The 26479-nt window shown below is 56.2% G+C and carries 21 protein-coding genes; 19 read left to right on the forward strand and 2 right to left on the reverse strand.

Going from position 1 to position 26479, the window contains the following annotated elements; genetic code table 11:
- The first annotated feature begins 58 nt into the window (after positions 1 to 58).
- Positions 59 to 2149: a putative bifunctional diguanylate cyclase/phosphodiesterase gene (locus WFP70_RS11890; protein ID WP_182056912.1), complete on the forward strand. Its 2091-nt coding sequence runs from the start codon at positions 59 to 61 to the stop codon at positions 2147 to 2149.
- 108 nt (positions 2150 to 2257) lie between these two features.
- Entirely contained in the window at positions 2258 to 3673 is a 1416-nt protein-coding gene (locus tag WFP70_RS11895) for an aminotransferase-like domain-containing protein (RefSeq protein WP_337023388.1), read from the forward strand.
- Positions 3674 to 3844: 171 nt separating this feature from the next.
- Here the strand turns inward: WFP70_RS11895 and WFP70_RS11900 are convergent, their stop codons facing one another.
- Positions 3845 to 4327, reverse strand: a complete 483-nt coding sequence (locus WFP70_RS11900; RefSeq protein ID WP_034828452.1) for a YlaC family protein — start codon at positions 4325 to 4327, stop codon at positions 3845 to 3847.
- Between the two features lie 253 nt (positions 4328 to 4580).
- Here WFP70_RS11900 and WFP70_RS11905 point away from each other — a divergent pair, with 253 nt between their 5' ends.
- The 11 genes from WFP70_RS11905 to WFP70_RS11955 all read left to right on the forward strand — a co-directional run bounded on the left by WFP70_RS11905 (position 4581) and on the right by WFP70_RS11955 (position 19229).
- On the forward strand, positions 4581 to 5195 hold the full coding sequence (locus WFP70_RS11905; RefSeq protein ID WP_034828453.1) for a cupin domain-containing protein: 615 nt from the start codon (positions 4581 to 4583) through the stop codon (positions 5193 to 5195).
- A gap of 125 nt (positions 5196 to 5320) precedes the next feature.
- On the forward strand, positions 5321 to 6760 hold the full coding sequence (locus WFP70_RS11910) for a circularly permuted type 2 ATP-grasp protein (RefSeq protein WP_166933480.1): 1440 nt from the start codon (positions 5321 to 5323) through the stop codon (positions 6758 to 6760).
- Positions 6754 to 7683 carry an alpha-E domain-containing protein gene (locus WFP70_RS11915; RefSeq protein ID WP_337023387.1) on the forward strand — a complete coding sequence of 310 codons (930 nt, stop codon included), beginning with the start codon at positions 6754 to 6756 and terminating at the stop codon, positions 7681 to 7683. The genes WFP70_RS11910 and WFP70_RS11915 overlap by 7 nt, the downstream gene beginning before the upstream one ends.
- On the forward strand, positions 7680 to 8480 hold the full coding sequence (locus WFP70_RS11920) for a transglutaminase family protein (protein WP_034828459.1): 801 nt from the start codon (positions 7680 to 7682) through the stop codon (positions 8478 to 8480). The genes WFP70_RS11915 and WFP70_RS11920 overlap by 4 nt, the downstream gene beginning before the upstream one ends.
- A gap of 21 nt (positions 8481 to 8501) precedes the next feature.
- Positions 8502 to 9206 (forward strand): proteasome-type protease, encoded by a 705-nt coding sequence (locus WFP70_RS11925; protein ID WP_038644739.1) that lies wholly within the window; start codon positions 8502 to 8504, stop codon positions 9204 to 9206.
- Between the two features lie 239 nt (positions 9207 to 9445).
- The gene (locus WFP70_RS11930; protein WP_034828463.1) at positions 9446 to 11164 is read left to right on the forward strand and encodes a lysophospholipid acyltransferase family protein; all 1719 of its coding nucleotides are present in this window, start codon (positions 9446 to 9448) and stop codon (positions 11162 to 11164) included.
- A gap of 122 nt (positions 11165 to 11286) precedes the next feature.
- Positions 11287 to 12354: an ABC transporter ATP-binding protein gene (locus tag WFP70_RS11935; RefSeq protein WP_337023386.1), complete on the forward strand. Its 1068-nt coding sequence runs from the start codon at positions 11287 to 11289 to the stop codon at positions 12352 to 12354.
- A 24-nt stretch (positions 12355 to 12378) separates the two neighbouring features.
- Complete coding sequence (locus WFP70_RS11940; protein WP_160833669.1) at positions 12379 to 13368, forward strand: ABC transporter substrate-binding protein; 990 nt, start codon at positions 12379 to 12381, stop codon at positions 13366 to 13368.
- A gap of 2 nt (positions 13369 to 13370) precedes the next feature.
- A complete protein-coding gene (locus WFP70_RS11945; protein ID WP_337023385.1) occupies positions 13371 to 15113 on the forward strand; it encodes an ABC transporter permease in 1743 nt (580 codons plus the stop codon).
- Positions 15101 to 16219 (forward strand): MBL fold metallo-hydrolase, encoded by a 1119-nt coding sequence (locus WFP70_RS11950; protein WP_337023384.1) that lies wholly within the window; start codon positions 15101 to 15103, stop codon positions 16217 to 16219. Before WFP70_RS11945 ends, WFP70_RS11950 begins: the two co-directional genes overlap by 13 nt.
- A 166-nt stretch (positions 16220 to 16385) precedes the next feature.
- Positions 16386 to 19229, forward strand: a complete 2844-nt coding sequence (locus WFP70_RS11955) for a sensor domain-containing protein (RefSeq protein ID WP_337023383.1) — start codon at positions 16386 to 16388, stop codon at positions 19227 to 19229.
- Between the two features lie 171 nt (positions 19230 to 19400).
- Here the strand turns inward: WFP70_RS11955 and ftnA are convergent, their stop codons facing one another.
- Positions 19401 to 19910 carry a non-heme ferritin gene (ftnA, locus tag WFP70_RS11960; RefSeq protein WP_337023382.1) on the reverse strand — a complete coding sequence of 170 codons (510 nt, stop codon included), beginning with the start codon at positions 19908 to 19910 and terminating at the stop codon, positions 19401 to 19403.
- Between the two features lie 238 nt (positions 19911 to 20148).
- Here ftnA and WFP70_RS11965 point away from each other — a divergent pair, with 238 nt between their 5' ends.
- The 6 genes from WFP70_RS11965 (at position 20149) to WFP70_RS11990 (ending at position 26293) form a co-directional block, all read left to right on the forward strand.
- Positions 20149 to 21252 carry a M20 peptidase aminoacylase family protein gene (locus tag WFP70_RS11965; RefSeq protein WP_034828476.1) on the forward strand — a complete coding sequence of 368 codons (1104 nt, stop codon included), beginning with the start codon at positions 20149 to 20151 and terminating at the stop codon, positions 21250 to 21252.
- 344 nt (positions 21253 to 21596) lie between these two features.
- Positions 21597 to 23186: a peptide chain release factor 3 gene (gene prfC / locus WFP70_RS11970; RefSeq protein WP_337023381.1), complete on the forward strand. Its 1590-nt coding sequence runs from the start codon at positions 21597 to 21599 to the stop codon at positions 23184 to 23186.
- A 258-nt stretch (positions 23187 to 23444) separates the two neighbouring features.
- Positions 23445 to 24032: a molecular chaperone OsmY gene (gene osmY / locus WFP70_RS11975; protein WP_166933497.1), complete on the forward strand. Its 588-nt coding sequence runs from the start codon at positions 23445 to 23447 to the stop codon at positions 24030 to 24032.
- Positions 24033 to 24127: 95 nt separating this feature from the next.
- Positions 24128 to 24289: a DUF1328 domain-containing protein gene (locus WFP70_RS11980; RefSeq protein WP_007893192.1), complete on the forward strand. Its 162-nt coding sequence runs from the start codon at positions 24128 to 24130 to the stop codon at positions 24287 to 24289.
- 178 nt (positions 24290 to 24467) lie between these two features.
- Positions 24468 to 25520, forward strand: coding sequence for a patatin-like phospholipase family protein (locus WFP70_RS11985; RefSeq protein WP_337023380.1), 1053 nt, complete (start codon positions 24468 to 24470; stop codon positions 25518 to 25520).
- The gene (locus WFP70_RS11990; protein ID WP_337023379.1) at positions 25517 to 26293 is read left to right on the forward strand and encodes a TatD family hydrolase; all 777 of its coding nucleotides are present in this window, start codon (positions 25517 to 25519) and stop codon (positions 26291 to 26293) included. The genes WFP70_RS11985 and WFP70_RS11990 overlap by 4 nt, the downstream gene beginning before the upstream one ends.
- Positions 26294 to 26479 lie beyond the last annotated feature (186 nt).

A 26479-nucleotide genomic window follows, 5' to 3' on the forward strand; every position in this document is an offset into this window, starting at 1 on the left:
TGACTTTTTTTCATAACACCACAGCTGATTGATAACGGCTTTAACTTGGGAAATCACTATGTTAGTGACTTCGTACGATTCGTTTACTGTCATCGTTTCCATTCTGGTGGCGATGCTGGCCTCGTTTACCGCGCTGGATATGGCGGGACGTGTGGCTTCTTCAACTGGCAAGGTGGCGCTGGTTTGGTTATTAGGCGGTGGATTCGCCATGGGCGTGGGCATCTGGGCGATGCATTTCATCGGCATGCTGTCGATGAGCCTGGATATGGTGATGAGCTACGATCCGCTGCTGACGGCGACGTCGATGGCAGTGGCAATCCTGGCATCAATTTTTGCCTTGTGGCTGGTGTGCTCATCGCATGATTTATCCTGGCGGCGCTTAACGGGCGGGGCTTTGGTGCTCGGTTCCGGCGTGGTCGCCATGCACTACATGGGCATGGCCGCGCTGATGTTTGCGCCGGGCATCGTCTGGAATTGGGGCTGGGTTGCCGCTTCAGTGGTGATTGCGCTGGTGGCATCGGGCGCGGCACTGTGGCTCGCCTTTAACCTGCGCGAAGGACATGGCCGCGTGACCATTCTGCGTCTCGGTGCTTCGGTAGTGATGGGCTGCGCCATTGCTGGCATGCACTACACCGGTATGGCCGCTGCCAGCTTCCCGATGATGAGTCATGCCACGCACATGGGCGTTAACAGCAACTGGCTGGCGATTGTGGTCACCGTGGTGACGCTGGCGATCCTCGGCATTACGTTGCTGGTTTCGATGCTGGATGCACGCCTGCAAGCGCGCACCTCCATCCTTGCGCACTCGCTGGCGGAAGCCAACCGCGAGCTGGCGCAACTGGCCCTGCACGATAACCTGACACGCCTGCCAAACCGTATTTTGCTGGAAGATCGTCTGGAGCAATCCATCAACAAAGCCAATCGCGAGAAGTCGCAGTTTGCGCTGATGTTTATGGATCTGGATGGCTTCAAAGCGGTCAATGACGCCTTTGGTCACCATGTGGGTGACAACCTGCTGATTGCCGTGGCCGAGCGCATGATCAGTCAGATGAAAGGGCACTACACCCTGGCACGCATGGGTGGCGACGAGTTCGTGCTGCTGATCGAAATCGATGAGCCCAATGACGCCGCAGCGGTAGCGGATGCGCTGGTGAAAGCGGTCGATCGTCCGTTTGATATTTCACGCTATGAGCTGGTGGTGTCACTGAGTATTGGCATCGCGGTCTATCCAGGCGACGGCAAAGATGAGCGTGAATTGATGTTTAACGCCGATGCCGCGATGTATCACACCAAGAACAACGGCCGTAACGGTTACAACTTCTTCCAGCCGTCGATGAACACTCTGGCGCAGTCGCAGTTACAGCTCAATAACGACCTGTGGCAAGCGCTGGATAATGAAGAGTTACGTCTGTTCTACCAGCCAAAATATTGTGCGCCGAGCGGCCCGATTATTGGATTTGAAGCGTTGCTACGCTGGGAACATCCGACACGCGGTTTGCTGGCACCGGACAAATTCCTGCCGATTGCCGAGAAGACCGGCATGATTATCAACATCGGTAACTGGGTGATTAACGAAGCCTGCCGTCAATTGCACTGCTGGCATCTGCAGGGCCATCCACACTGGTCGGTCGCGGTGAATCTCTCCGCGCTGCAGTTTGAGCAGAGCAACCTGGTGGAAACCGTGACGCAGGCGCTGGCGAAGCATCAGATCCCGGCCGAATTGCTGACGCTGGAAGTGACGGAAACCACCGCGATGCGTGATCCGGAAGAGAGTGTACGTATTCTGACGCAACTGACGGATATGGGCGTGAAAGCCTCGATTGATGATTTCGGTACCGGCTATTCAAGCCTGCTGTATCTCAAACGTTTGCCCGCCAGTGAACTGAAGATCGACCGCGCCTTCGTCAATGAACTGCAGGCGAAATCTGAAGATGCCACCATTGTCTCTGCCATTGTGGCACTGGCGCAGTCGCTCGATCTCAAAGTGGTGGCGGAAGGGGTGGAAACGCAGGATCAACAAGCGTTCCTCACCGGCCTGGGTTGCGATACCTTGCAGGGTTATTTGCTGGGCAAACCGGTGCCGCCAGAACGCATCCACGAACTGCCGAATTTTGTCGAAAACGAGCAGCAGCTGGTGCAGTTGCCGTAAGGATTTTTGTGCGGTGATGGCCTCATCCCAACCATCCCCTCTCGCGCTTGCGGGAGGGGGCCAGGGTGAGGGAAAATAGCCGCACACATTTCCAATACCGGAGCCAGGGTGGCGAAATATCAGCAGTTGGTGGATCAACTTCGGACGCAGATCGAAGCGCGCATCTGGCCGCCGGGCGAAAAGCTGCCGTCATTACGTCAGCAGGCGGAGCAGAGCGGCCTTAGCCTGATGACGGTGATGCACGCCTATGAAGTGCTGGAAAGCCAGGGCTGGATCCTGTCAAAACCCCAATCCGGATACTACGTTGCGCCACGAGCTGCCGAAAGCCGCCCACGTTTGCCGACACAGGCGATTGCCAAAACCGAGCAGGCGGACACCAACAGTTTCGTGTTTGATGTGCTGCAAGCCACGCGTGACCCTGGCATCATGCCGTTTGGCTCTGCCTTTCCCGATCCCGAACTCTTTCCGCAGCGTCAGCTGATGCGCTCGCTGGTCAAAGTCTCGCACAATCTGAAACCCAGTGATGCCTTAAATAACCTGCCGCCCGGCAACGAAGCGCTGCGGAAAATTCTGGCGCAACGTTATGCCCAGCAGGGCATCACCTTGTCGCCGGACGATATCGTCATCACCAACGGCGCGATGGAAGCGCTCAACCTCAGCCTGCAAGCGGTGACCGAACCCGGTGATTGGGTGGTGATTGAAAATCCTTCTTTCTACGGTGCCTTGCAGGTGATTGAGCGGCTGAAACTGAATGCGATTGCCATCGCCAGCGATGTTGAGCAGGGCATCGATCTCGACGAGCTGGAGCAGGCATTGCAACGCTGGCCGGTCAAAGCCTGCTGGCTGATGACCAATCGACAAAACCCGCTGGGCTTTACCCTGAGCGCTGAACGAAAACAACAGTTGGTCACTCTGCTGTCGCGCTACCAGGTCGCGATGATTGAGGATGACGTTTACAGCGATCTCTACAGCGGCCACGACAAGCCTTTGCCCGCCAAAGCCTTTGATCGCGAGGGGAATGTGCTGCACTGCGGCAGTTTTTCCAAAAATCTGGTAGCGGGATTTCGCGTAGGTTGGGTGGCTGCCGGGCGCTATGCTCAGCGCGTACAGCGTATTCAGCTCATGAGCACGCTCTCCACCAGCGCGCCGATGCAGCTGGCATTGGCCGACTTCCTCAGCACCCGTAGTTACGACACGCACTTAAAGAAGTTGCGCCAGACGCTGGCAAAACGTAAGCAGCTGGCGCAGCAGGCTTTACGTCGGGTGCTGCCTGTTGACGCGCAGATCAGCGATACGCCAGGCGGCTATTTCTTGTGGATTGCGCTGCCGCAGCAGATCAACACCACGCAGCTGTATCATCTGGCGTTAAAAGAGGGCATCAGTATCGCGCCCGGTCAGCTGTTCTCGGGCAGTGAAGGGTTCAGCCACTGTTTCCGCTTCAACACCGCCTGGCCGTGGGATGCGCGCGCCGAGGCGGCGGTGGAGACGTTAGGGAAATTGATTGCTCAGTTGGAGTCGATTTAACGGCTCTGCCGCAAAATGTTCGCCCCTGAGATGACTGACCACAAAGAATTACCAATGTGGTCAGTCTGAATTGACACCGATGTGCCGTTTGTACCTGCAGGGCAACCTGACAACATCGCGTCAGATTTTTGTAGCCTGTGCTGCCTTGCATCTCGTGCAAGGCGATATTCATCAGATAGTTGCCGCCTGTTTATTTCCCCATGTCAGGTAATAAACATCATAAAAATCCACTTCGCCTTTTTGCTTCATCAGGCGATCGATGCCGCTGCGCACGCGGTCGGGCGTGCCGGGATTTTCCACGATCTTATCCAGCGCCTGCTGCGAAACCGGTTGCACGTAATACCACTCACCGTTGTAGCACACGCGCAGGTCTAGCGTGTCGATATCCTCAAAACGGTATTTCGGGTTGATATCCATCAGCATCAGGAAGCTCATCACCAATACAAAGGCGGTGGCGAACCAGAACGCGGGCCAGCCGAGCATCTCAGTGGAGAAGATCAGCGCCACGCACAGCGCGTAGCACAGGTACATGATCGCCCACAGCCCCGGATGGGTTTTGAGGAATGAAAAGCTAAAGCGTGGCAGATTATCGCGCTGGCCTTCACGGTTCAGCGTGGCGATTTCATCGAGCAGAATTTGTTTGATCGCTTCCATAGTTCACCTCTAAATGTTACTGCCTGCCAGTAAATCACATAACAGTGAAGCGAATCAGATACAGAATTGAGGTGTTTTTTTATAACAGTTTCCTGGCGGCTTTACCGGCGCCACAAAATGTTAAATATGTTGCCAACTAATTTGGCTTTAGTAAGGTAAATCATTCTTTTATGTGAATTTTGTTGGCGGGCGCACATTGCAATGCCGTCGGGGTTTGCCACAATTAAGTAACGTGGCTTCCCGGAGAAAGAGTATGACTGCCAACACTTCCAGCCTGCTGTTACTGATGTCTTTCGCCGCCGGTACCTTTTCTGCAGGTTCATCAAATAATCCGCAGCATTTGATGCTGTCGCAGCCCTCAGGCGGTGTGCCTAACAATCTGCTGCCGCTGATCATCTGGCCAGGCATTGCGCCTGACTATGATGAGGAGCTGCAAAGCAACAGCGCCGAATGGTTTGAAAAAACCTTCACGGCTAACGGCTGGCCGGCCGCGTGGCGCGCGCCGATCTTCCCTTACACCCATTACCATCCCAACACCCATGAAATTCTGGGCGTCGCGTCGGGCTGGGCGGAAGTGCTGTTTGGCGGCGATAGCGGCCGCATGGTGACGCTACGTGAGGGTGATGCGGTGCTGATCCCCGCCGGTGTCGGCCATAAACAGGTGTTCGCCTCAGACGATTTTTTCGCCGTTGGCGCCTATCCTGAAGGAATGTCCCCGGAAACCGTGCGTGATGAACCTTCTCGTTTACGCGCGGCGAAAGATCAGATCGCGCGCGTACCTTTACCGCATCGCGATCCTTTCACGGGGGGCGATGGAGCGATGACGGATATCTGGCTGCCAATTGCGCAGCAGTTAATGCACCAATAAGGTGCAATCTGAGTGTTATTCGGCGCTGCTCCGCTATCGGGGCGCGTGTGCCGTTTGGGGCGTGAGCCTCTGGCACACTTTGTGCAGGAGAGGATCCAGGTCCTCTGACAAGCGCCGGGTAAATCATGAAAGAAAGCTACCAGATAGCGTCACACTTCTATGATGAGATGTTATTGAGCAACGGCGAACACCGTGCGCACTATCAGCATTACTGGGAGTGGTTACAACAGGCGGACAAAGAGGCCGTGGCGCGTAAGCGCGAAGAAGCGGAACTGTTGTTTCATCGTGTGGGCATCACCTTCAATGTCTATGGTGACGATGGCGGCGCAGAACGGCTCATCCCGTTCGACAGCGTACCGCGTATTATTCCGGCGGGTGAATGGGCGATGCTCGATCGCGGCATCCGCCAGCGCGTGCAGGCGCTGAATGCCTTCCTGCATGATATCTACCATCAACAACACATCCTCAAGGCGGGGATCGTGCCTGCCGAGCAGGTGCTGGTAAACGATCAATATCAGCCCTGCATGCAAGGTGTCGATCTGCACCGCAACATCTATGCGCACATCACCGGTGTCGATATGGTGCGCAACAACGACGGCGAGTACTACGTACTGGAGGACAATCTGCGCACGCCTTCTGGTGTCTCCTACATGCTGGAGAACCGCAAGATGATGATGCGCCTCTACCCGGAACTGTTCGTCGAGCAGCATATTGCTCCGGTAGAACGCTATCCTTCACACCTGCTGCAAACCCTGCGCGAAAGCTCACCGGTCAACGATCCGGTGGTAGTGGTGCTGACGCCGGGCCGCTTCAACAGCGCCTACTTCGAACACAGTTTCCTTGCGCAGCAGATGGGCGTTGAGCTGGTGGAAAGTGCCGATCTGTTTGTCAAAGACGGTGCGGTGATGATGCGCACCACCGCCGGGCCGTGCAAAGTCGATGTGATCTATCGCCGTGTTGATGATGCGTTCCTCGATCCGCTGGCGTTCCGTCCCGATTCGATGCTCGGCGTGCCGGGCCTGCTGTCGGTGTATCGATCCGGTAACGTGGTGTTGGCCAATGCCATTGGCACTGGCGTGGCCGATGACAAATCGATCTATCCCTACGTGCCCGACATGATCCGCTTCTATCTGGATGAAGATCCGATCCTCAACAACGTGCCGACCTGGCAGTGCCGCAAGCCGCAGGATCTGACTTACGTCCTCGCCAATCTCAGCAAAATGGTGGTGAAAGAGGTACACGGCGCTGGCGGTTACGGCATGTTGATTGGCCCGGTGGCCAGCCAGCAGGAGCTGAGTGATTTTCGCGATCGTTTGAAAGCACGCCCGGAAAACTATATCGCGCAGGACACGCTGTCGCTCTCCACCTGTCCGACGTTTATCGACAACGGCCTGGCGCCGCGTCATATCGATTTGCGTCCCTTTGCCTTATGTGGTGCGGATATTCGCTTAGTGCCGGGTGGCTTAACCCGCGTGGCGCTGACCGAAGGTTCGCTGGTGGTGAACTCATCGCAGGGCGGTGGCACCAAGGACACCTGGGTTCTGGAGGATGACGCATCATGCTAAGCCGCACGGCCAGTGGCCTCTATTGGATGGCGCGCTATCTGGAGCGCGCAGAACAACTTGCCCGGGTGCTGGATGTTACCAACCGGCTTTCGCTGATGCCGGTGCGTAACAGCCAAACTGATGAGCTGCTGTTGCCGCTCAACCTCACCGGTACGCGTCAGCTGTTTGAAACCCTCAACGGGCGTTTCACCATGCCGCAGCTGTTTAACTTTTTTGCCCTCGACGATCGCAATCCCAGCAGTATTTTTAGCTGCTGGCAGGAGGCGTGGAACAATGCTCACGCGGTGCGCGGCAGTCTGTCGTCTGAAGTGTGGGAGAGCATCAACTCGACGTGGATTGAGATGCGTAACATGCGGCGACGCGGCATCACCAGCGCCAACGCTGACAGCTTTTTTGACTGGGTTAAAGAGCGTTCTCACCTGTTTCGTGGCGCGATGTTCGGCACTTTGCTGCGTGGCGATGCGATGTGTTTTATCCGTATCGGCACGCTGATGGAGCGCAGTGACGGCACCGCGCGTTTGTTGAGCGTCAACCAGCAATTGCTGGAGCAGAACCCCGATTCGGTGCGGGAATACTACTGCCTCGATACCTTGCTGCGTGCGGTGTCGGCGCGTGAAGCCTATAACGCGATCTTTAAGCAGCAGCTGATGCCGGATCTGGTGAATGAGATGCTGATCCTGCGTAACGAAAGCCCGCGTTCGCTGCACTCCTGCATTGAGGAGATCGCCAACCAGCTGGAACAGATCGGCAGCAGCGGTGAGGATCGTCCACGCTATCTGGTGACGGTGCTGTTGGCCGAAATGCGCTTCAGCACCTGGGAAAGTTTGACGCGTGACGGGTTGTACAGCTGGCTTTATCACTTTCTCTCGCAGACCAATGCGCTGGCAGAAAGCATCAATCAGACCTATCTGGAGGCGAAATGAGACTGAACATCGAGCACAAAACCTGGTATGCCTATGAGCATCAGGTCAAACTCAGCACCCAGTATCTGCGCCTGACGCCGCAGAACTCGGTGCACCAGCAGATTCTGTCATGGGATCTCGATTTACCGTGCGAAGCCACGCGCACCCTGGATGCTTACGGCAACGTGTTGCATGTGCTGACGCTGGATACGCCACATCAGCAACTGGAGATTGCCGCACGCGGGGTGGTGGAAATTCTGGATGAAGGGGAGTATTCCCCCGACCCTGAATCGATCCTTTCGCCATTGGTGTTTCTGCGCGCCACGCCATTAACCTTGCCCGATGCGGCGATACGCGATTTCGCACAGCGCTACTGGCACGCGGAAAAACCGCTCGCCAGCCTGGAAAAACTGATGGATGAGCTGCTGTTAAAAATGCCGTACCAGCCTGGCAGCACCCAGGTGAGTGATACCGCAGCGAAAGTATTTGCGGCGGGCAGCGGCGTTTGCCAGGATCACAGCCATGTGTTTCTGGCTTGTTGTCGCAGTCTCGGGATCCCGGCGCGCTATGTCAGCGGCTATCTTTATACGGACAATGTAGAACACGTTGCTACTCACGCCTGGGTTGAAGCCTGGCTGGATGGCAGTTGGCACAGCTTTGATATCACCAACAATACGCGCAGTACGCGCCAGCATTTACGTCTGGCGGTGGGTGTGGATTATCTCGATGCTTGTCCGGTGCGCGGTATGCGGCTGGGCGGCGGCGGTGAGGATATGCTGGCGATGGCCGCGGTGCAGCAGGTGCATGCGCAGCAGTGATATTTTTTTGCAGGCGTGACTATGACTTATTGTGTGGCAATGCGTTTATCGTCAGGGATGATTTTTGTATCGGACTCACGCACCAACGCGGGCGTCGATCATATTTCCTCGTTCCGTAAATTACACGTGTTTCAGGTGGATGATGAACGCACGCTGGTGCTGCAAAGCGCCGGTAATCTGGCGACCACGCAAAGCGTGATGAGTTTGCTACGGCGTAATAACCACGACAGCGATCAGCCCAATCTGCTGAATGGGCGCTCGCTGTATGACATTGCGCTGCTAGTGGGGGAAACCCTGCGTGAAGTGATCAAACGTGATGGCGAAGAGTTTGGTGGCACGCTGCTATTAGGGGGACAGATTCGTGGTGAAGAGCCGCGCCTGTTCCAGATCTATCCGCAGGGCAACTTCATTGAAGCCAGTGTGGATACGCCTTATTTCCAGATTGGTGAAAGCAAGTACGGCAAGCCGATTATTGATCGCGTATTGCGTTATGAAACCCCGCTCAGCCAGGCGATGCAATGTGCGCTGATTTCCATGGACTCGACGCTGGCGAGTAATATTTCGGTGGGCCTGCCGCTGGATGTGATGGTGTATCACACCGACAGCTTCAAAGATAACGAACAGCATCATATTACCGAACAGCACCCTTACTTTTCGCAGATTCGTCAGTTGTGGAGCAAAGGCTTGTTGAGCGTGTTCTCACAATTGCCGCCGTTAAAACTTTAACCGCTCACGCACGATGAATCGGGCGGTGCCACACCATCGATAAGTGGTTGTCTTTTCAGGGGCGGCTTCTGCCGCTCGCTGGCTCGACAATCCTCTATACGGTTCGCTAGCGGTGCCATTACTGACTAACGCCCCGCGTTTCCCCCGTTATTTCCGTTTCGCTTTCTCACTGGTCATAAATCTGAAAACAAGCCTGTTTAACTTCGGTGCCATAAACCTCTGCGCACAAAAGGTGAATGATGTTTTCTGTTGATCAGCTTCTCGATACTTACTGGCCAGGCCATCACCCCGCGAACTGGCAAAAAAGCCTGTTGAAATGGGCGGTTCGCGAACATGAATTCCAATCTTTTGCTGACCGTTATCGCCACCTGAAAGGGGTGGATATGGTCGAGCAAGTGCTGGAGCACCTGGATGTGCGCTGTGAATTAAGTGAACGCGATTTGGAGCAGATCCCGACCAGCGGTCCGGTGGTGATTGTCGCCAACCATCCGCTCGGTGCGCTGGACGGGCTGGCGCTGCTGGCGGCCGTGTCTCAGGTGCGTCGTGATGTGAAAATCGTGGCAAACCGCATGCTGATGATGCTGGAGCCGATCAACAATCTGATGTTGCCGGTGGATAACATGGGCAACCGCACCAGTCGCGAACAGCTGACGCGCATGCAGCAGCATCTCGACAATCAGGGCGCACTGATTATCTTCCCGGCGGGTGAAGTGTCGCGCCTTTCGAGCCGTGGTGTGCGCGATAACCGCTGGCATCACAGCTTCCTGCGTCTGGCCGCCCGTGCTCGTGCGCCGATTGTTCCGGCACACGTCGTCGGACGTAATAGCCTTGCGTTCTATGCCGCCGCCAAAATCGCCTCACCGCTGGCGCTGCTGATGCTGGTGCGCGAGATGTTCCGCCAGCGTGGATCGCGCATCAAGCTGCACATTGGCGAGCAGATCCCGTTTGCCAACTGGCACGATGGCCACACGCCGGGCAAAGAGCTGGCGAAACGGCTGCGCAAGCACTTATATCGCATTGGTCAGGGCCGTCGTGGTCTGTTCCAGACTGAAGCGGCGATTGCGCGCCCGGAAGATCGTGCCGAACTGAAAAAAGCGCTGATGGAGAGTGAGCGTCTCGGCTCGCTGCCGGATGGCAAACAGATTTACCTGTGGCGTCGTAACGGCGCGACCTGGGTGCCGCTGCTGCGTGAACTCGGACGCCTGCGTGAAATCGCCTTCCGCGCCGTGGGCGAGGGCAGCGGTCGCCGTCGTGACCTCGATAAATACGATGACGATTACTATCACCTGATTCTGTGGGATGACGACGCGCTGGAGATTGTGGGCGCTTATCGCTTTATTCCGGGAGCCGAGCAGCTGGAGCGTCGTGGTCTGGAAGGCATCTACAGCGATAGCCTGTTCCACTACGACGAGCGCATGCTGCCGATCATCAATCAGGGCCTGGAGCTGGGTCGCAGCTTTATCCAGCCTGCCTACTGGGGCAAACGCGGCCTGGATTATCTGTGGATGGGCATTGGTGCCTATATCGCCAAATACCCGGAGACCCGTTACCTGTTCGGTCCGGTATCGATCTCCGGCGGTATGCCGCTGGCGGCGCGCGATCTGCTGGTGGCGTTCTACCGCATGTACTTCCCGACTGAATTGCCGCTGGCAAAATCGCGCCGTCCTTATCCGGCCTCGCTGCCGGAGGTGCTGGCGCAGTTTACCGGTGATAACTATGCGGAAGACTTGCGTCGTCTGAAGCATCTGCTGGCGAACCTCGGCACCGCGATTCCCACGCTCTACAAGCAGTACTCGGAAGTGTGTGAACCGGGCGGCGTGCAGTTTATCGATTTCGGCAGCGATCCTGATTTCAACAACTGTATTGATGGGCTGGTGCTGGTGGATCTGTCACGCGTGAAACCATCACGCTATGAGCGCTACATCGGCATGCATTTGCAGGCTGAAAGCGTCGAATAAGTAGCAGGGAGGCTTTAGGGCCTCCCGTTTTGTTTGAGCACGGAAACGTCAAATCGATGTCACGGGATCGTCATCTGATTGTCGTAGGGTCTTAGCCGGACTGTCAGATAAAGGCCAGAAACATGGCAACGATCACACTTCGCGGGTTAAGCAAAGCCTTTGCTGCCCAGCCGGTACTTCAGGATATCTCGCTGCAGATTGCGCAGGGAGAGTTCATCGCCGTTCTGGGCCCTTCGGGCTGCGGCAAAACCACCTTATTACGTCTGCTGGCGGGCTTTGAAACCGCTGATGCCGGTGAAATCCACGTCGGTGAGCGCTGCTTTGCTGCGGCGGGCGTGCACCTGCCACCGGAAGATCGCCAGCTCGGCGTGGTGTTCCAGAGCTATGCGCTGTGGCCACATATGACGGTGGCGGAAAACGTCGCCTACAGCCTGAAAGTCAACGGCGTGGCGCGCCATGAGCGTGACAGCCGTACTCAACAAGCGCTGGAGCTGGTGGGATTAGAAAACTTTGCCTCGCGCCGTCCCGCCGATCTTTCCGGTGGACAGCGTCAGCGTGTGGCGTTAGCCCGCTGTCTGGTCGCTAAACCGACGCTGGTGCTGCTCGATGAGCCATTGGCCAACCTTGATGTGCACCTGCGCGCCACCATGGAAGAGGAGTTTCGCCGCTTCCATCGCCACAGCCACGCCACCTTACTCTACATCACCCACGATCAGCACGAAGCGATGGCGCTGGCCGACCGCATTGTCGTGATGGACAGCGGCCGCGTGATGCAGTTCGCCACGCCGCAAACCCTGTGGCGTGAACCGGCGAATGCAATGGTGGCGGGATTTATCGATGACGGCAAAGTGCTGCCGGTCAGCGATATCGAACCGATCGGCGAGGGCAAAGCACTTGCCACGCTGTGCTGCTTGCGCGTCACTTTGCGTTGCGCACCGGATCAACGCCCGATGCCCCACGGCAAAGCCAGTTTTCATGCGGTGGATTTCCGCCTCGCTGAGCCGGATGAACCGCAGTTTGCGGCACGCGTGCAGCGGGTGATCTATCGCGGCAGCCATTACCAAATTGATGTTGCACCCATCGAGGCACCAGACCACAGCATCACGCTGCAGCTGGCCGATGCCGCTTTACCCGTTGTTGACGCGACCCTTGGTGTGGCGCTGCGCGACGGTTGGATTCTTCCTTCATAACGTTCAAACCTTAGGGAAATTGCTATGCGCACGTCTTTTAACGCTTTGATGTTAGCCAGTGGATTAGTGTTTGCCGCCACCAGCCACGCCGATGATGCCCCGTCCGGCAAGCTGGTGATTTACACCTCACAGGCACCGGAAATCGCGCAGCAAACCGTGGACGCGTTCAAAGCCGCGTACCCGAAAGTCGAAGTGGAGTGGACGCGTAACGGCACCACGCAGCTGATGAACGTATTGCAGACCGAGATGATGAGCGGCGGCGCCAAGCCGGATGTGTTGCTGATTGCTGATGCCATCAATCTTGGCGCGTTGAAGAATCAGAACCAGCTGTACAGCTACAAAGATGCGCCACTGAGCCACATCAATCCGTCGTTCTACGACAAAGACAAAACCTTCTTTGGCACCAAAATCATCGCCACGGTGATTGCTTACAACACCCAGCACGCGCAGCCGATTGACAGCTGGAACGCGCTGGCAGTAGAGGCCAATAAAGGTCAGATCGCCATGCCAAGCCCGCTCTACTCTGGTGCGGCGCTGTACAAGTTGCACACCGATATCAACACGCCAACCATCGGCTGGAACTTCTACAAGAAGCTGGCAGCGATTGGCGTGGCACCGCAGGGCGGCAACGGCCCGGCGCTGAAAGCGGTGGCCAGCGGACTGGATAAGTACGGCATCATCACGGACGCGGACGTGATTCTGGCGAAGAAAAAAGGCTCGCCAGTCGATCTGGTGTACCCGAAAGAGGGCGTCTCTTACGTGACCGAGCCGGTAGCGATCATGAAGTCGGTGCACAACCTGCCCGCCGCTAAAGCCTTCGTAAACTTTATGCTGTCTGAGCAAGGCCAGAAGCTGGTGGTCGAGCAGGGTAACCGTCCGGTGGACGATCGTGTTTCTGCGCCAGCCGGCTTTACGCCCATCAATAAAATCAAGCTGCTGACCCCTGACGTGGCGAAAGCTATCAAGGAAGATGCCACGGTGCGCGATCAGTTCACCGCAATGTTTGGCGGCTAAGCATGAGCGTGGTGAGCAACGAATGGCGTAACGCGACGCGTGGCGGTCAACGCTGGCGTCTCAACAGTGAAAAGCTGATCCTGGCACTGATGGTGCTGCTGATTGGCTTGCTGTCGGTGGCGCCGCTGCTGCGACTGGTGTGGACGGCGATTGCCCCTCAGGGCGTGCCGGATATGGCTCGGTTAACGCGCCTGATAGCCAGCGACCGCGTGCTGATTGCCAGTGGCAATACGTTGCTCATCGCTTTTAGCTCGACCCTGATTTCGGTGCTGCTCGGCACCGCCGCCGCCTGGCTGGTGGCGCTGAGCGATTTGCGCGCCAAAACCGCCTGGGTGTTTGCCTTTATCCTGCCGCTGATGATTCCGCCGCAGGTCACGGCGCTGGCGTGGCTGCAGGCGCTGGCACCGTCCAGCCCGTTAGCGCTGCTGTTTGGTTCGCTCGGCTTGCCGTGGTTTGCGCCCGGCGAACAGCCACTCTATTCGCTGAGCGGCATCGTGCTGCTGCTCGGTACACACAACGCGCCACTGGTGTTTCTCACCGTGCGCGCGGGTTTACGTCGCTTACCGGCCGATTTAGTCGAAGCGGCACAGATCAGCGGCGCGTCCAGGATGCGCGTGCTGTTCACCATCATTCTGCCGCTGGCGCGTCCGGCGATCTTTGCCGGGGCCGCGCTGACCTTTGTCGCCGCTGCCGGTAACTTCGGTATTCAGGCGATGCTGGGTATTCCTGCCCGCGTGCCGACACTGATCACGCTGGTCTATCAGCAGCTCAACGGCATTGGTCCGAGTGCCTTACCCAATACCGCCGTTTACGCGCTGCTGATTGCTGTGATCACGTTGGCGGGCATGGCGGCCAGCGCCTGGCTCGGTGGGCGCCATGATGTGCGCGTCAACGGTGCGCCGCGCCTGTGGCAGCAATCATTGGGACGCGGGCGCGTGGCGATTGAAGGTACCGCCTGGCTGTGGATGGTGCTGACGCTGCTGCTGCCGGTCAGTGCGCTGCTGATCACTGCACTCACCAGCGGATATGGTCAGGCACTCACCTGGCAAACGTTGACGCTGGAGAACTTCCGCAGCGCGCTATGGGGCTACCCGGCAGTGCGCCATGCCTTTATGACCAGCCTCGGGCTGACCACGCTGGCGGCGATGATTCTGACGTCCACCGCGCTGTTCCTGGCCTATTTCCTCAGCTGGCGACGGACCAAATTGGTGCGCGGCTTGTGGCTGGCCAGTGAACTCACCTATGCCTTACCGGGCATTGTCACCGGTGTCGCCGCGATGCTGTTCTTCCTGCGGCCGCTGCCGATAATCAATGTGTCGCTGTATGGCACGGTGTGGATCATCCTCGCCGCGTATCTGGCGAACTTCCTTGCGCTGGTGCTGCGCCCGACCCTGGCAGGCTTCGCGCAACTGGAACCGGCGCTGGATGAGGCGGCACGCTTGTGCGGTGCCAGCTTTATGCGCCGCATGCGCGATATTTTACTGCCGCTGGCTGCGCCTTCTGCGCTGGCGGGCACGGTGCTGGTGTTCCTCACCGCACTAAATGAAATCCAGGTTTCGGTATTGCTGGTCACCTCGCAAACCCAAACCATCGGACCCACCATCGTGTTCCTCGACGAAGGGGGCTCCGCCTCGCTGGCGGCCGCGGTAGGCTGCCTGATGATTCTGGTCGTGTGTTTGCTGATGGGATTGGCAACGCGGCTGGCGCGGCGTCTGCCGCAAGGGGTTTTACCATGGCAAGCTTAACGGTTATCAGCGGTGTGGGCGGCAAGCTGCCCGCGGCCTTTTTGGTTGAGATGGAAGGCTATCGCCTGCTGTGGGATCTCGGCGCCGGTCCGCAACCCGGCGTGCGCCCGGATATCCGCGCCATTGGCCGGGTTGATGCGTTGTGTTTGACCCACTCGCACATTGATCACGCCGCCTCGCTCGACTGCTGGGCGCAAATCGGCTCACCGCCGGTCTATGCGACAGAACAAACCTGGTTGCAGTTGGCTAACGTCGCGGTGCCGATGTATGCGCGACGTTTGTTACCGCTACGCGGGCAAACGGCCATCGGCCCGTTAAATCTGTTTACCGGCCGCAGCGGCCATTCACCGGGTTCGGTATGGTTCCATCTGCCGATTGCCGGTGGCATCACCTATATGGGCGACTGGAGCCGCGAAGCGCTGCTGTTGCCGTTTGACTGCCCGCCGCAGGCTAAGCTGTTGATCACTGATGCGTCCTACGGCGATCGCACGCAGCGTTTGTGCGATCAGATGGATGCACTGGGGATGGCCGCCACCCACGGCGCGGTGATTGCCGTGCCGGAACACGGACGCGGTCCGGAAGTGGCTTTACAGCTCACCGCACGGGGGCTGGCGGTTCAGCTCTGCCCGCAAATTCGCAGTGAGGTCGCGCAACTGCTGGCGATGGACAAACTGCCCGCCACCACGGCGCTGGGATTGGTGCGCTTGTTGAAACAGCCGCAGCCGGAACAATGGCGGCCTGCAGATGTCATTGTGGCGGCCGATGCGGTGGCCGACAGCGGCTTAGCCGCGCAGCTCAGTGCTCAGCCAGGCTTTAAGCTGATTTTCAGCAGTCACGTTGCGCCCGGCACACGCGCTGCGCGGCTGCTGGCCGATCAGCAGGCACGCTGGCTGCCGTGGAACGTCCATCCGCCGCTTGACGATCAGCTATGGTTAATTGAGAAAACCGCTGCCCAGCGCGTGATCCCGGCCTTTATTGCGGCGGCAGAGTGCCCGATTTTAGCGACACGCGCGCCATTATGCTGGCAAGCGCATCTCCCCCTGCAATGCCATCTGGATAGTCCGCGTTTTCCCCAGGAGCAGCGTCAACGTAGCAGAATATATTGAGTATCCCTCTGAATGTTTTTTCGCCATTGCCGATAACCTGACTACCAACTTTTGTCTGTGGACGATTAACGCTTGTCAGCGCTGCGCTTTTGCGTTTAAGTCTCCACGGTAATTAAGATTTTTCTTAAGAAGCAATTAATACCAGGCCAGCAATAGGCGAACAACAATGAATAATAACTCTGACGTCATGTACCGGCTGCTGGTGCAGAGCGTGGTGGATTATGCCATTTACATGCTCAAACCCGATGGCACGGTCGCCAACTGGAATGCAGGGGCGCAACGCGCCAAAGGTTATACGCCGGACGAAATCGTCGGTAAAAACTTTGCGCTGTTCTATAGCGAAGAAGATCGTAAAAACGGTGCGCCGCAGCGCGGGCTTTCAATAGCGACAGCGGTGGGGCGCTTCGAAACCGAAGGCTGGCGTTATCGTAAAGATGGCAGCGCCTTCTGGGCACATGTGGTGATTGATGCGATTCGCGACGACTTCGGCGAACTGCTGGGCTTTGCCAAAATCACCCGCGACTGCACGGTTCAGCAAGAACAGCAGCGCAAACAGCAGGAACAGGAGCAACGTTTCCGTTTATTAGTTGAAGGCGTAACGGACTACGCCATCTACATGCTTGATCTCGACGGTAACGTCGAAAACTGGAATGCCGGCGCGCAGCGTGCCAAAGGTTACGTGGCCGAAGAGATTGTTGGTCAGAACTTCTCACGCTTCTACAGTGCGCAGGACCGCAAAAATCATATCCCTGAGAAAAACCTCAGCACCGCTTTCAAAACCGGGCGCTTTGAGGATGAAGGCTGGCGCTATCGCAAAGATGGCAGCGCGTTCTGGGCACATGTGATCATTGATGCGATTCGTGATGATGCGGGCAAGCTGATTGGCTACGCCAAAATCACCCGTGACTGCACCGAGCAGCGTGAGCTGCAGCGCAAACAGCGGGAGTACGAGAAAACCTTCCGACTGCTGGTGGAAGGTGTGACTGATTACGCTATCTACATGCTGGATCTGCAGGGCCGTGTAGTGAACTGGAACGCCGGGGCACAGCGTGCCAAAGGCTATCTTTCCGATGAGATTGTCGGCCAGCATTTTTCAGTGTTTTACGGTTCTCAGGAGCGCATCGCCAACACGCCGGAAGCCAACCTGGGTATCGCGCTGAAAACCGGTCGCTTCGAAGATGAAGGCTGGCGCTATCGTAAAGATGGCTCGGCGTTCTGGGCGCATGTGGTGATCGATGCTATCCACAATGAAGATGGCAAGATGATCGGCTTCGCCAAAATCACGCGTGATGTCACCGAGCGTCGTGAGAATGAACAGCAACTGCTGCGCGCGCGGGATCTGGCGCAGGCGCAGAGCGCTAAGATGTCTGAGCTGTCTGGTTTCCTGGACACCATTATCAGCAATATCCCTTCGTGCGTGATTGTGGAAGACGCCATCAGCCGCGAAATTTTGATGGTTAATGACAAAGCCGAGCAGCTGTTTGGCGTCAGTAAATCTTTGATTATGCACAAGCGTCCGCACGAGTGTATGTCGGCGGAGCTGAGCGACTATTTCAACAGCCTGGCGGATATCGCGCTGCGCAGCGAAGGCATCCATTCACGCGAGCAGCTGCTGCTGACCGCAGGCGGTGATCGTATTCTGCAAACCCGCGCCACCACCATCAGTGGCAAAGATATGCGTCAGAACTACGTGATGCTGATTGTTGAGGACGTTACCGATCAGCGTGAAGCCGATGCGCGTATTCACCATATGGCGCACCACGATAACCTCACCAGCCTGCCAAACCGTATTCTGTTCCGGCAGAAGCTGAGTGAAGCGCTGCGCCAGGATAACCAACAACATGCGCTGAGCGCCACGCTGTGTCTCGATCTCGATAACTTTAAGAACGTTAACGATGCGCTGGGCCATCAGATTGGTGACGATCTGCTGCGCGTGGTGGCAAAACGCTTGCGCAGTGCGCTGCGCGATCACGACACGCTGGCACGTATTGGCGGCGATGAGTTTGCTATTGTGCTGCCCAATATTAACAACGCGCAGGAAGCGGCGGTGGTGGCTCAACGCCTTATCGAAGCGATCCGTCCGCCGATCAACGTTGAAGGGCACAATCTTTCCGTAGGTTTGAGCGTGGGTATCGCGTTGACGTCACAGGTCACCAACACGCCGGAGCACATGCTGCGCTGTGCGGATATGGCGTTGTACGAAGCCAAACGCAACGGGCGCAACCGCTTTGAACACTTCACCATGGAAATGGATGATGTGGCGCGCAGTCGCCGCGTGATTGAAAACGATCTGCGTGAGGCAATCACCGGACGTCAGCTCAAGCTTTACTATCAGCCAATCACCAATGAGGACGAAATCATTGGTTATGAAGCGCTGATGCGCTGGCACCATCCGGTTAAGGGCTTGATCATGCCGAATGATTTTATCCCGATTGCCGAAGAGACCGGGCTTATCCATATGCTGGGCGCTTATGCGCTGTATGAAGCCTGCCGCGAGGCACAGAGTTGGGGCACCGAGCAGTCGGTGTCGGTGAACCTGTCGCCGCTGCAGTTTAAGAACAGCTCGCTGGTGTCGGTGGTGGAAGGCGCGTTGCGTGAATCCGGGCTGGCCCCGCATCGCCTCGAGGTGGAGATCACGGAATCGGTGCTGCTGGACGACACGCTGGGTAACATCCGCACCCTGCAAAGCCTGAAGTCGATTGGCGTGCAGATTGCACTGGATGATTTCGGTACCGGCTATTCATCGCTGAGTTATCTGCGATCCTTCCCGTTCGACAAGATCAAAATCGACAAGTCGTTTATCAACGATATGGGTGACAGTCGCGAAGCGCTGGCGATTATCCGGGCGATCACCGGCATGAGCCGCAGTCTGGATATTCAGATCACTGCCGAAGGGGTGGAGAGCAGCGAGCAATTCGCCAAGCTGCGTGAAGAGGGTTGTACCTTATTCCAGGGCTATTTCTTTGGCCGCCCGCAGCCTTCAGAACTGCGTCTGAAAGAGCTGGAGTAAGCGGTCGCCATGTATGGCGATGCGACAACGTAGGTGGTGCATTGATGCGCTCCTTGTTGAGTCTATGTTCCTGATCGTTTGTACGCTCGTCGCCATCTAAGCGTACGATTTCAGCATAAAAAAACGCCCGGCATTGCCGGGCGTGGTGTTTTCAGCTGTGTGACGTCTTTATTATGACTGGGCGTGGCCTTCGACGTTCATGCGGCCCAGGTCTTTGTCCACCAGGAACAGGCCTTCGCCTTTGTTGCCCACCAGCGCCAGTTTATCCAGTACGGTTTTGAACAGCTTCTCTTCTTCGTGCTGCTCAGCCACATACCACTGCAGGAAGTTGAAGGTTGAGTAGTCCTGAGACATCAACGCGGTGTGTACCAGGTCGTTGATGCGCTGCGTGATCAGCTGCTCATGCTTCAGCGCTTCTTCCAGCACGTCATTCAGTGAGTTCCAGCTAACGGCAGGGGCGGCAATGCTGCCCAGTACCGGCAGAGAACCGGCATCGCTAACGTAATCGAACAGGCGCTGCATGTGCTCCATCTCTTCGCGAGAATGCATCTTCAGGAAAGAGGCAGCACCTTCAAAACCTTTGTCGCTGCACCATGCGCTCATCTGCAGATACAGGTTGGCAGAGAAGAATTCGAGGTTCAGTTGATCGTTCAGGCGAGAGGTCATTTCAGCAGTTAACATGGCTGAGTCCTTTTTAATTTGTCAGGTGAAGTACGGTGAATTATGCATCAATCTATACTTTTTTGTGAAGGCTTTTTCGACAAAAATTTGAAATTATCTTATTGATTGTAAATGGAATTATTTCATTTATTGAATGCGAGGAGTTCTCAGTTTTGACTCATTTTCATTCACGCTGGATTGATTATAGCCGTACATCGGCGGATGCTGTGATGAGCCTTTACTTGTCAGGAGCTTAGCGGTGTCGAACGTATTAGATCATTACCATTACCTGCATGAAATCCCGGAACTGGGATTCGAAGAATTCAAAACTTCCGCCTATATCGCCGACCAGCTTGAGCAGGCTGGCATCAGGGTGACGCGCGGCATCAATCACACCACCGGCATCGTGGCGGAAATTGATAGCGGCGTGCCGGGCCCAGTACTGGCGCTTCGTGCAGATATGGATGCACTCGGCCACATCATTAACGGCGTCGCCTGTGCACGCCATACCTGCGGCCACGATGGGCACTCTTCGGTGGTGCTGACGGCGGCACAGGAGTTGCTGAAAGAGGGTGCGATCAAGCGCGGCAAGCTTAAGCTGCTGTTCCAGCCTGCGGAAGAACTCGGTGCGGGTGCGTTATCGATGATTGAGGGCGGTGCGCTGGAGGATGTCGAGATGATCCTCGGTTTCCATGTGCGTCCACTGGAAGAGTGCCATGTCGGACAAGCCACGCCAGCCGTGCTTTATTCGGCGTGCAGTACGCTGGAAGCGACAATTAAAGGTGTGCCTGCTCATGCCGCGCGCCCACATTTGGGTGTCAATGCGCTGGATGCCGCAGTACAAGCTGTTCAGGCGGTGAACAGTATCCATCTGGCACCGGGTCTGACATGGAGCGTGAAAGCCACCCGCTTCCTGTGTGATGCCGGTGTCACCAACTCGGTGCCGGATGAGGCGCGCGTGGTGTGGGATCTGCGTTCGCAGGAGAACGCACCGATGGAGGTGCTGAAACAAAAAGTGACGCAAGCGATTCAGCACAGCGTGGCTGCATTGGGTGCGAGCGCTGAAGTGGTGGTACTGAAAGAGATGCCCGCCGCAGAAATCCACGAGGAAGCCACGGCAGTGATCCGGGCAGCGATCGTCGATGTACTGGGGGAAGAAGGGCTGCTCGACACCAAATCCACGCCAGGCAGTGAAGACTTCTTCTACTACCCGGTGAAAAGACCGCAGGTGAAAGCCGGTTTCTGGGGGCTGGGTACCAATCTGGTGCCGGGCCTGCATCATCCTGATATGCGTTTTGAACTGAGTTCGCTGGAGATTGGGGTGAAGATCTTTAAGGCGGCAGTGGTGCGCGTATTGGGTTAGTCGTGTGTCGTTTCCCACACCCCAGCCTCTCCCGCAAATGGGCGAGGCTGTAACCCTGAATGAAAGCCTCGCTCGAGCAGTCTCTTCTTCTCGCCTGCAGGAAAGCGGCTGGGCGAGGGTGTACACAGGTTCCATCCTGCGATTTCCCCGCCTGCTGAAATATTGTATGCTATGCCGCCTTAATGCTGACTGGATAACCGGACTGCCGCCAATGTAGATCGCGCACATCTTGCTGTGAACTGACGCCACTGCGTCACCATTGGTTCCGCTATCCCCCGGCTTTGCCCGGAACGATTTATTCGCAGCGCGCCGCCCGCGCGTTGCCCTTGAAGAAGAATTCACACATGTCTATTGCTTCCTTTTTAGATGAAGTGGCGCGCCGCCGTACGTTTGCGATCATCTCGCACCCGGATGCCGGTAAAACCACCATTACCGAAAAAGTGCTGCTGTTCGGGCAGGCGATCCAAACCGCCGGTACCGTCAAAGGCCGCGGCTCCAGCCAGCATGCTAAATCTGACTGGATGGAGATGGAGAAACAACGTGGTATCTCCATCACCACCTCGGTGATGCAATTCCCGTATCGCGACAGTCTGGTGAACCTGCTGGATACCCCAGGGCACGAAGACTTCTCTGAAGATACCTACCGTACGCTGACGGCGGTTGACTGCTGTTTGATGGTGATCGATGCCGCGAAAGGTGTTGAAGATCGTACCCGTAAGCTGATGGAAGTGACCCGTCTGCGCGATACGCCGATCATCACCTTTATGAACAAACTTGACCGTGACATCCGCGATCCGATGGAACTGCTGGATGAAGTTGAGAGCGAGCTGAAGATTGCCTGCGCGCCAATCACCTGGCCGATTGGCTGCGGTAAGCTGTTCAAGGGCGTGTATCACCTCTACAAAGATGAAACTTACCTGTATCAAACCGGTAAGGGACATACCATTCAGGATGTGCGCATTGTCAAAGGTCTGGCGAACCCGGATCTCGACGCGGCGGTGGGTGAAGACCTGGCACAGCAACTGCGTGATGAGCTGGAACTGGTGCAGGGCGCGTCCCACGAGTTCGAACAGGAGCTGTTCCTGAGCGGTGAAATTACCCCGGTGTTCTTCGGCACCGCACTGGGTAACTTCGGCGTCGATCATATGCTCGATGGCTTAGTGGCCTGGGCACCGACGCCGATGCCACGTAAAACCGATGCGCGTCTGGTGGAATCCAGCGAGGAGAAATTCAGCGGCTTCGTGTTTAAGATCCAGGCCAACATGGATCCGAAACACCGTGACCGCGTTGCCTTTATGCGCGTGGTTTCAGGCAAGTACGAGAAAGGCATGAAGCTGCGCCAGGTGCGTACTGGCAAAGACGTGGTGATTTCGGATGCATTGACCTTTATGGCCGGCGACCGTTCTCACGTTGAAGAAGCCTATCCGGGCGATATCATCGGCTTGCACAACCACGGCACCATTCAGATCGGCGACACCTTTACCCAGGGTGAGAACATGAAGTTCACCGGTATTCCGAACTTCGCGCCTGAGCTGTTCCGTCGTATCCGTCTGCGCGATCCGTTGAAGCAGAAACAATTGCTGAAAGGTCTGGTTCAGCTGTCGGAAGAGGGCGCGGTGCAGGTGTTCCGTCCGGTCCACAACAACGATCTGATTGTGGGTGCGGTTGGTGTGCTGCAGTTCGAAGTGGTCGTGGCGCGTCTGAAAAGCGAATACAACGTCGAAGCGATATATGAAGCCATCAACGTCTCAACCGCCCGTTGGGTGGAGTGCAGCGATGCGAAGAAATTCGACGATTTCCAACGCAAAAACGAAGTGAACCTGGCGCTGGATGGCGGTGATAACCTCACTTACATCGCCCCAACTATGGTAAACCTCAACATCACGCAGGAACGCTATCCTGACGTGAAGTTCCGCAAAACGCGCGAGCATTAATCCCGCCTCACAACAGGGCCAGTGATTTTCACTGGCCCTGTTTTTATCCTACAGACTCCTCCTAATTGCGCTGCGTTTATCGCTTTTTGGCGAGATATCAACCACAAAAGCCAGCAAAACCTGTAATCCCTACTATGATTATCCTGTCGGACGAGAAAAGAGACCTCTGGTTTCATTACGTCTATGAATGCAGCAACGCCGTTTGTTGCTGGCGCATTCGCAGTTGCGAGTGAGTTAACTGATAGAAGGATGATATCGATGAATAAGACTAAGATTGCTAAAACCCTGATTGCCGCTCTGGCTACCACTGCTCTGATGGGCGGCGCAGCCTACGCTGCGGACACCAGCAGCACGGGTTCTAAAATCGATAGTTCTATGAAAAAAGTCGATGGTTTTATGGATGACAGCGGCATCACTGCTAAAGCCAAAGCGGCGCTGGTGGATGATGAAGCGATTAAAAGTACGGATATCTCAGTAAAAACGCATCAGGGCGTGGTCACGCTGAGCGGCTTTGTCGCTTCGCAGGATCAGGCGGAAAAAGCCGTGGCGCTGGTGCAAAAAGTTGAGGGTGTGAAATCCGTCAGTGACAAACTGCACGTTAAAGACAGCAAAGAGACCACACTGAAAGGTTATGCGGGCGATACCGCAACCACCAGTGAAATCAAAGCTAAGCTTTTAGCAGATGACATTGTGCCATCGCGCAACGTGAAGGTGGAAACCACCGATGGCGTGGTGCAGTTATCAGGAGAAGTGGCGAACCAGGCACAGTCCGATCGTGCTGAGAAAATCGCCAAAGCCATTGAAGGCGTCAAAAGCGTGAAGAATGACCTGAAGGTGAAATCTTAACGCGAGCGAAGCGGCACTGTTTCGGTGCCGTTTCGTAATAAAAACAATGTTGTATGAATAAGCAGTTCGATTTTCACTACGGTAAGGAGAGGCTTATGTTTCGTTGGGGTATTATCTTTCTGGTCATCGCTCTGATTGCTGCAGCGTTAGGTTTCGGCGGTCTGGCGGGTACGGCAGCATGGGCAGCTAAAATTGTCTTCATTGTCGGTATTATTCTGTTCCTCGTAAGCCTGTTTACCGGGCGTAAACGACCCTGACCGATTGCGTTAACACAACGCTAACCCGCGAGTCACTAAAGCGGAGACCAGACATTTGCGGCATAATAGGCAGCCGTACCGATTGCACGATGCAATAGGTCAGGGAATGACAATGACTGGTTCTCCGGGATGCTGCCGTCAGCGGCTCCCTCAGAGCAGGAAAACTGAGGGACATCCATTGGGAATACGCATCCCGGTGTCACTGGACACCTTTGAGCCCCTGGCGCTCACCCCATTTAAATCCAAAAAAATTGCCCTGGTCTGCGAAGGCGGCGGTCAACGCGGCATCTTCACCGCAGGCGTCCTTGATGAGTTTCAGCGCGCCGATTTTAACCCGTTTCAATTGATGCTGGGCACCTCCGCAGGGGCACAAAACCTGTCTGCGTTTGTTTGCGCCCAACCGGGCTACGCGCGCCGCGTCATCACGCGTTATACCACCAGCAAACTGTTTTTTGATCCGTTGCGCTTTGTGCGCGGTGGCCATCTGATCGATCTCGACTGGCTGATCGACATCACCAAACAAGAATTTCCCTTGTCGCTCAGCAATGCCGAAGGACTGTTTGCCAAAGGCAGCGAGTTCTATATGTGCGCTTGTCGCGGTGACGATTACCGCGCCGAATATTTCAACCCTACCAGCCTGAACTGGCACGACGTGATCAAAGCTTCCAGCGCCATTCCGGGGTTCTATCGCAGCGGCGTACTGATGGACGGGGTGAACTATCTGGATGGCGGTATTAGCGATGCCATTCCGGTGCGTGAAGCGGCACGACGCGGTGCCGATACCATTGTGGTGATCCGCACCGTGCCATCACAAATGTCTTACACGCCCAAATGGTTCAAACGTATGGAGCGCTGGTTGGGTGACAGCGCACTGCAGCCGATGATCAACATCCTGCATCACCATGAAGAGAGTTATCGTGAGATTCAGCAGTTCATCGATCAGCCGCCAGACGATCTGCGCATCATTGAAATTTACCCGCCGAAACCGCTGGCGAGTATGGCGCTGGGCAGCCGTTTGGCCTCACTGAATCAGGATTACCATTTAGGACGCCGCAGCGGCCGCTATTTCCTCGCGACGCTAGGTCAATGGCTGAGCGATGCCGAACCGTTCCTGCGCCAGACTACCGTGACACCACCGGCCGCCGTGGCGAATGCACCAGACAATCGCGCCGTGCATACGCCGCCGCTGGCGGATAATGATGCCGATTTTGATGCAGGATCGCTGGCATGAGATTTATCGACACCCACTGTCATTTCGATTTCCCACCTTTTGTCGATGACGCCGCAGGCAGCATCGCCCGTGCGGCGCAGTCGGGTGTGGAACGCATTATTGTACCGAGCGTCGATGCCAGCCGCTTTGCACTGGTCAGCCAGCTGGCGCAACAGCACGTGGCGCTGTATGCCGCATTAGGGCTGCATCCGATCAATATTGCCGAGCATCAGGATGCGCATCTGGATCAGCTGGAACAGTGGTTGAAAACGCCTGATAGTAAACGCGTGGCGATCGGCGAGATTGGCCTCGATCTCTATATGCAGGACGCGCAATTTGATAAGCAGACGCGATTACTCGATGCACAGCTCAAACTGGCGAAACAGTATGATTTGCCGGTGATCCTGCATTCGCGCCGCACCCACGATCAGCTGGCGCTGCATTTGCGTCGCCATGATTTACCGCGCCGTGGCGTGGTACACGGTTTTGCTGGCAGCCAGCAGCAGGCGGAACGTTTTATCCAGCTTGGCTATGCGATCGGCGTGGGCGGCACCATCACCTACGAACGCGCCAGTAAAACCCGCAACACGATTGCTAATCTGCCGCTCACCTCGCTGTTACTGGAAACCGATGCGCCCGATATGCCGTTGCAGGGTTATCAGGGGCAGCCCAACCGTCCTGAGCGCGCGCGTAACGTGTTTGACGTGCTGTGTCAGCTGCGCAGTGAATCGCCCGACATCATTGCCGATGCGCTATGGCAAAACAGCCTGCGCGTGTTTGCCCTGCCTGACTGATCCTCTCCCGACACAATCTGGATTTGCCGCTATTTTGGCCGGCATTGGCTACAGTATTAAAATCGGCATTACACATTCTCGCCCTGTTTTGTGATAATATTCACAACCTGTATTACGCCTGAAAACCGCTGTGCTAGCGATTATTTGTGATTTAAATCACTAAATAATTGTATTCATATGACGAAT

The organism is Pantoea sp. USMM079, assembly GCF_037153115.1.
In the GTDB taxonomy this organism is placed as follows: domain Bacteria; phylum Pseudomonadota; class Gammaproteobacteria; order Enterobacterales; family Enterobacteriaceae; genus Pantoea; species Pantoea communis.

Excerpts from the sequence above, each read along its gene's own strand:
- WFP70_RS11890 (WP_182056912.1), top strand. The coding sequence starts at position 59 with ATGTTAGTGACTTCGTACGATTCGTTTACTGTCATCGTTTCCATTCTG.
- WFP70_RS11900 (WP_034828452.1), bottom strand. The coding sequence starts at position 4,327 with ATGGAAGCGATCAAACAAATTCTGCTCGATGAAATCGCCACGCTGAAC.
- WFP70_RS11905 (WP_034828453.1), top strand. The coding sequence starts at position 4,581 with ATGACTGCCAACACTTCCAGCCTGCTGTTACTGATGTCTTTCGCCGCC.
- WFP70_RS11910 (WP_166933480.1), top strand. The coding sequence starts at position 5,321 with ATGAAAGAAAGCTACCAGATAGCGTCACACTTCTATGATGAGATGTTA.
- WFP70_RS11915 (WP_337023387.1), top strand. The coding sequence starts at position 6,754 with ATGCTAAGCCGCACGGCCAGTGGCCTCTATTGGATGGCGCGCTATCTG.
- WFP70_RS11920 (WP_034828459.1), top strand. The coding sequence starts at position 7,680 with ATGAGACTGAACATCGAGCACAAAACCTGGTATGCCTATGAGCATCAG.
- WFP70_RS11925 (WP_038644739.1), top strand. The coding sequence starts at position 8,502 with ATGACTTATTGTGTGGCAATGCGTTTATCGTCAGGGATGATTTTTGTA.
- WFP70_RS11930 (WP_034828463.1), top strand. The coding sequence starts at position 9,446 with ATGTTTTCTGTTGATCAGCTTCTCGATACTTACTGGCCAGGCCATCAC.
- WFP70_RS11935 (WP_337023386.1), top strand. The coding sequence starts at position 11,287 with ATGGCAACGATCACACTTCGCGGGTTAAGCAAAGCCTTTGCTGCCCAG.
- WFP70_RS11940 (WP_160833669.1), top strand. The coding sequence starts at position 12,379 with ATGCGCACGTCTTTTAACGCTTTGATGTTAGCCAGTGGATTAGTGTTT.
- WFP70_RS11945 (WP_337023385.1), top strand. The coding sequence starts at position 13,371 with ATGAGCGTGGTGAGCAACGAATGGCGTAACGCGACGCGTGGCGGTCAA.
- WFP70_RS11950 (WP_337023384.1), top strand. The coding sequence starts at position 15,101 with ATGGCAAGCTTAACGGTTATCAGCGGTGTGGGCGGCAAGCTGCCCGCG.
- WFP70_RS11955 (WP_337023383.1), top strand. The coding sequence starts at position 16,386 with ATGAATAATAACTCTGACGTCATGTACCGGCTGCTGGTGCAGAGCGTG.
- ftnA (WP_337023382.1), bottom strand. The coding sequence starts at position 19,910 with ATGTTAACTGCTGAAATGACCTCTCGCCTGAACGATCAACTGAACCTC.
- prfC (WP_337023381.1), top strand. The coding sequence starts at position 21,597 with ATGTCTATTGCTTCCTTTTTAGATGAAGTGGCGCGCCGCCGTACGTTT.
- osmY (WP_166933497.1), top strand. The coding sequence starts at position 23,445 with ATGAATAAGACTAAGATTGCTAAAACCCTGATTGCCGCTCTGGCTACC.
- WFP70_RS11980 (WP_007893192.1), top strand. The coding sequence starts at position 24,128 with ATGTTTCGTTGGGGTATTATCTTTCTGGTCATCGCTCTGATTGCTGCA.
- WFP70_RS11990 (WP_337023379.1), top strand. The coding sequence starts at position 25,517 with ATGAGATTTATCGACACCCACTGTCATTTCGATTTCCCACCTTTTGTC.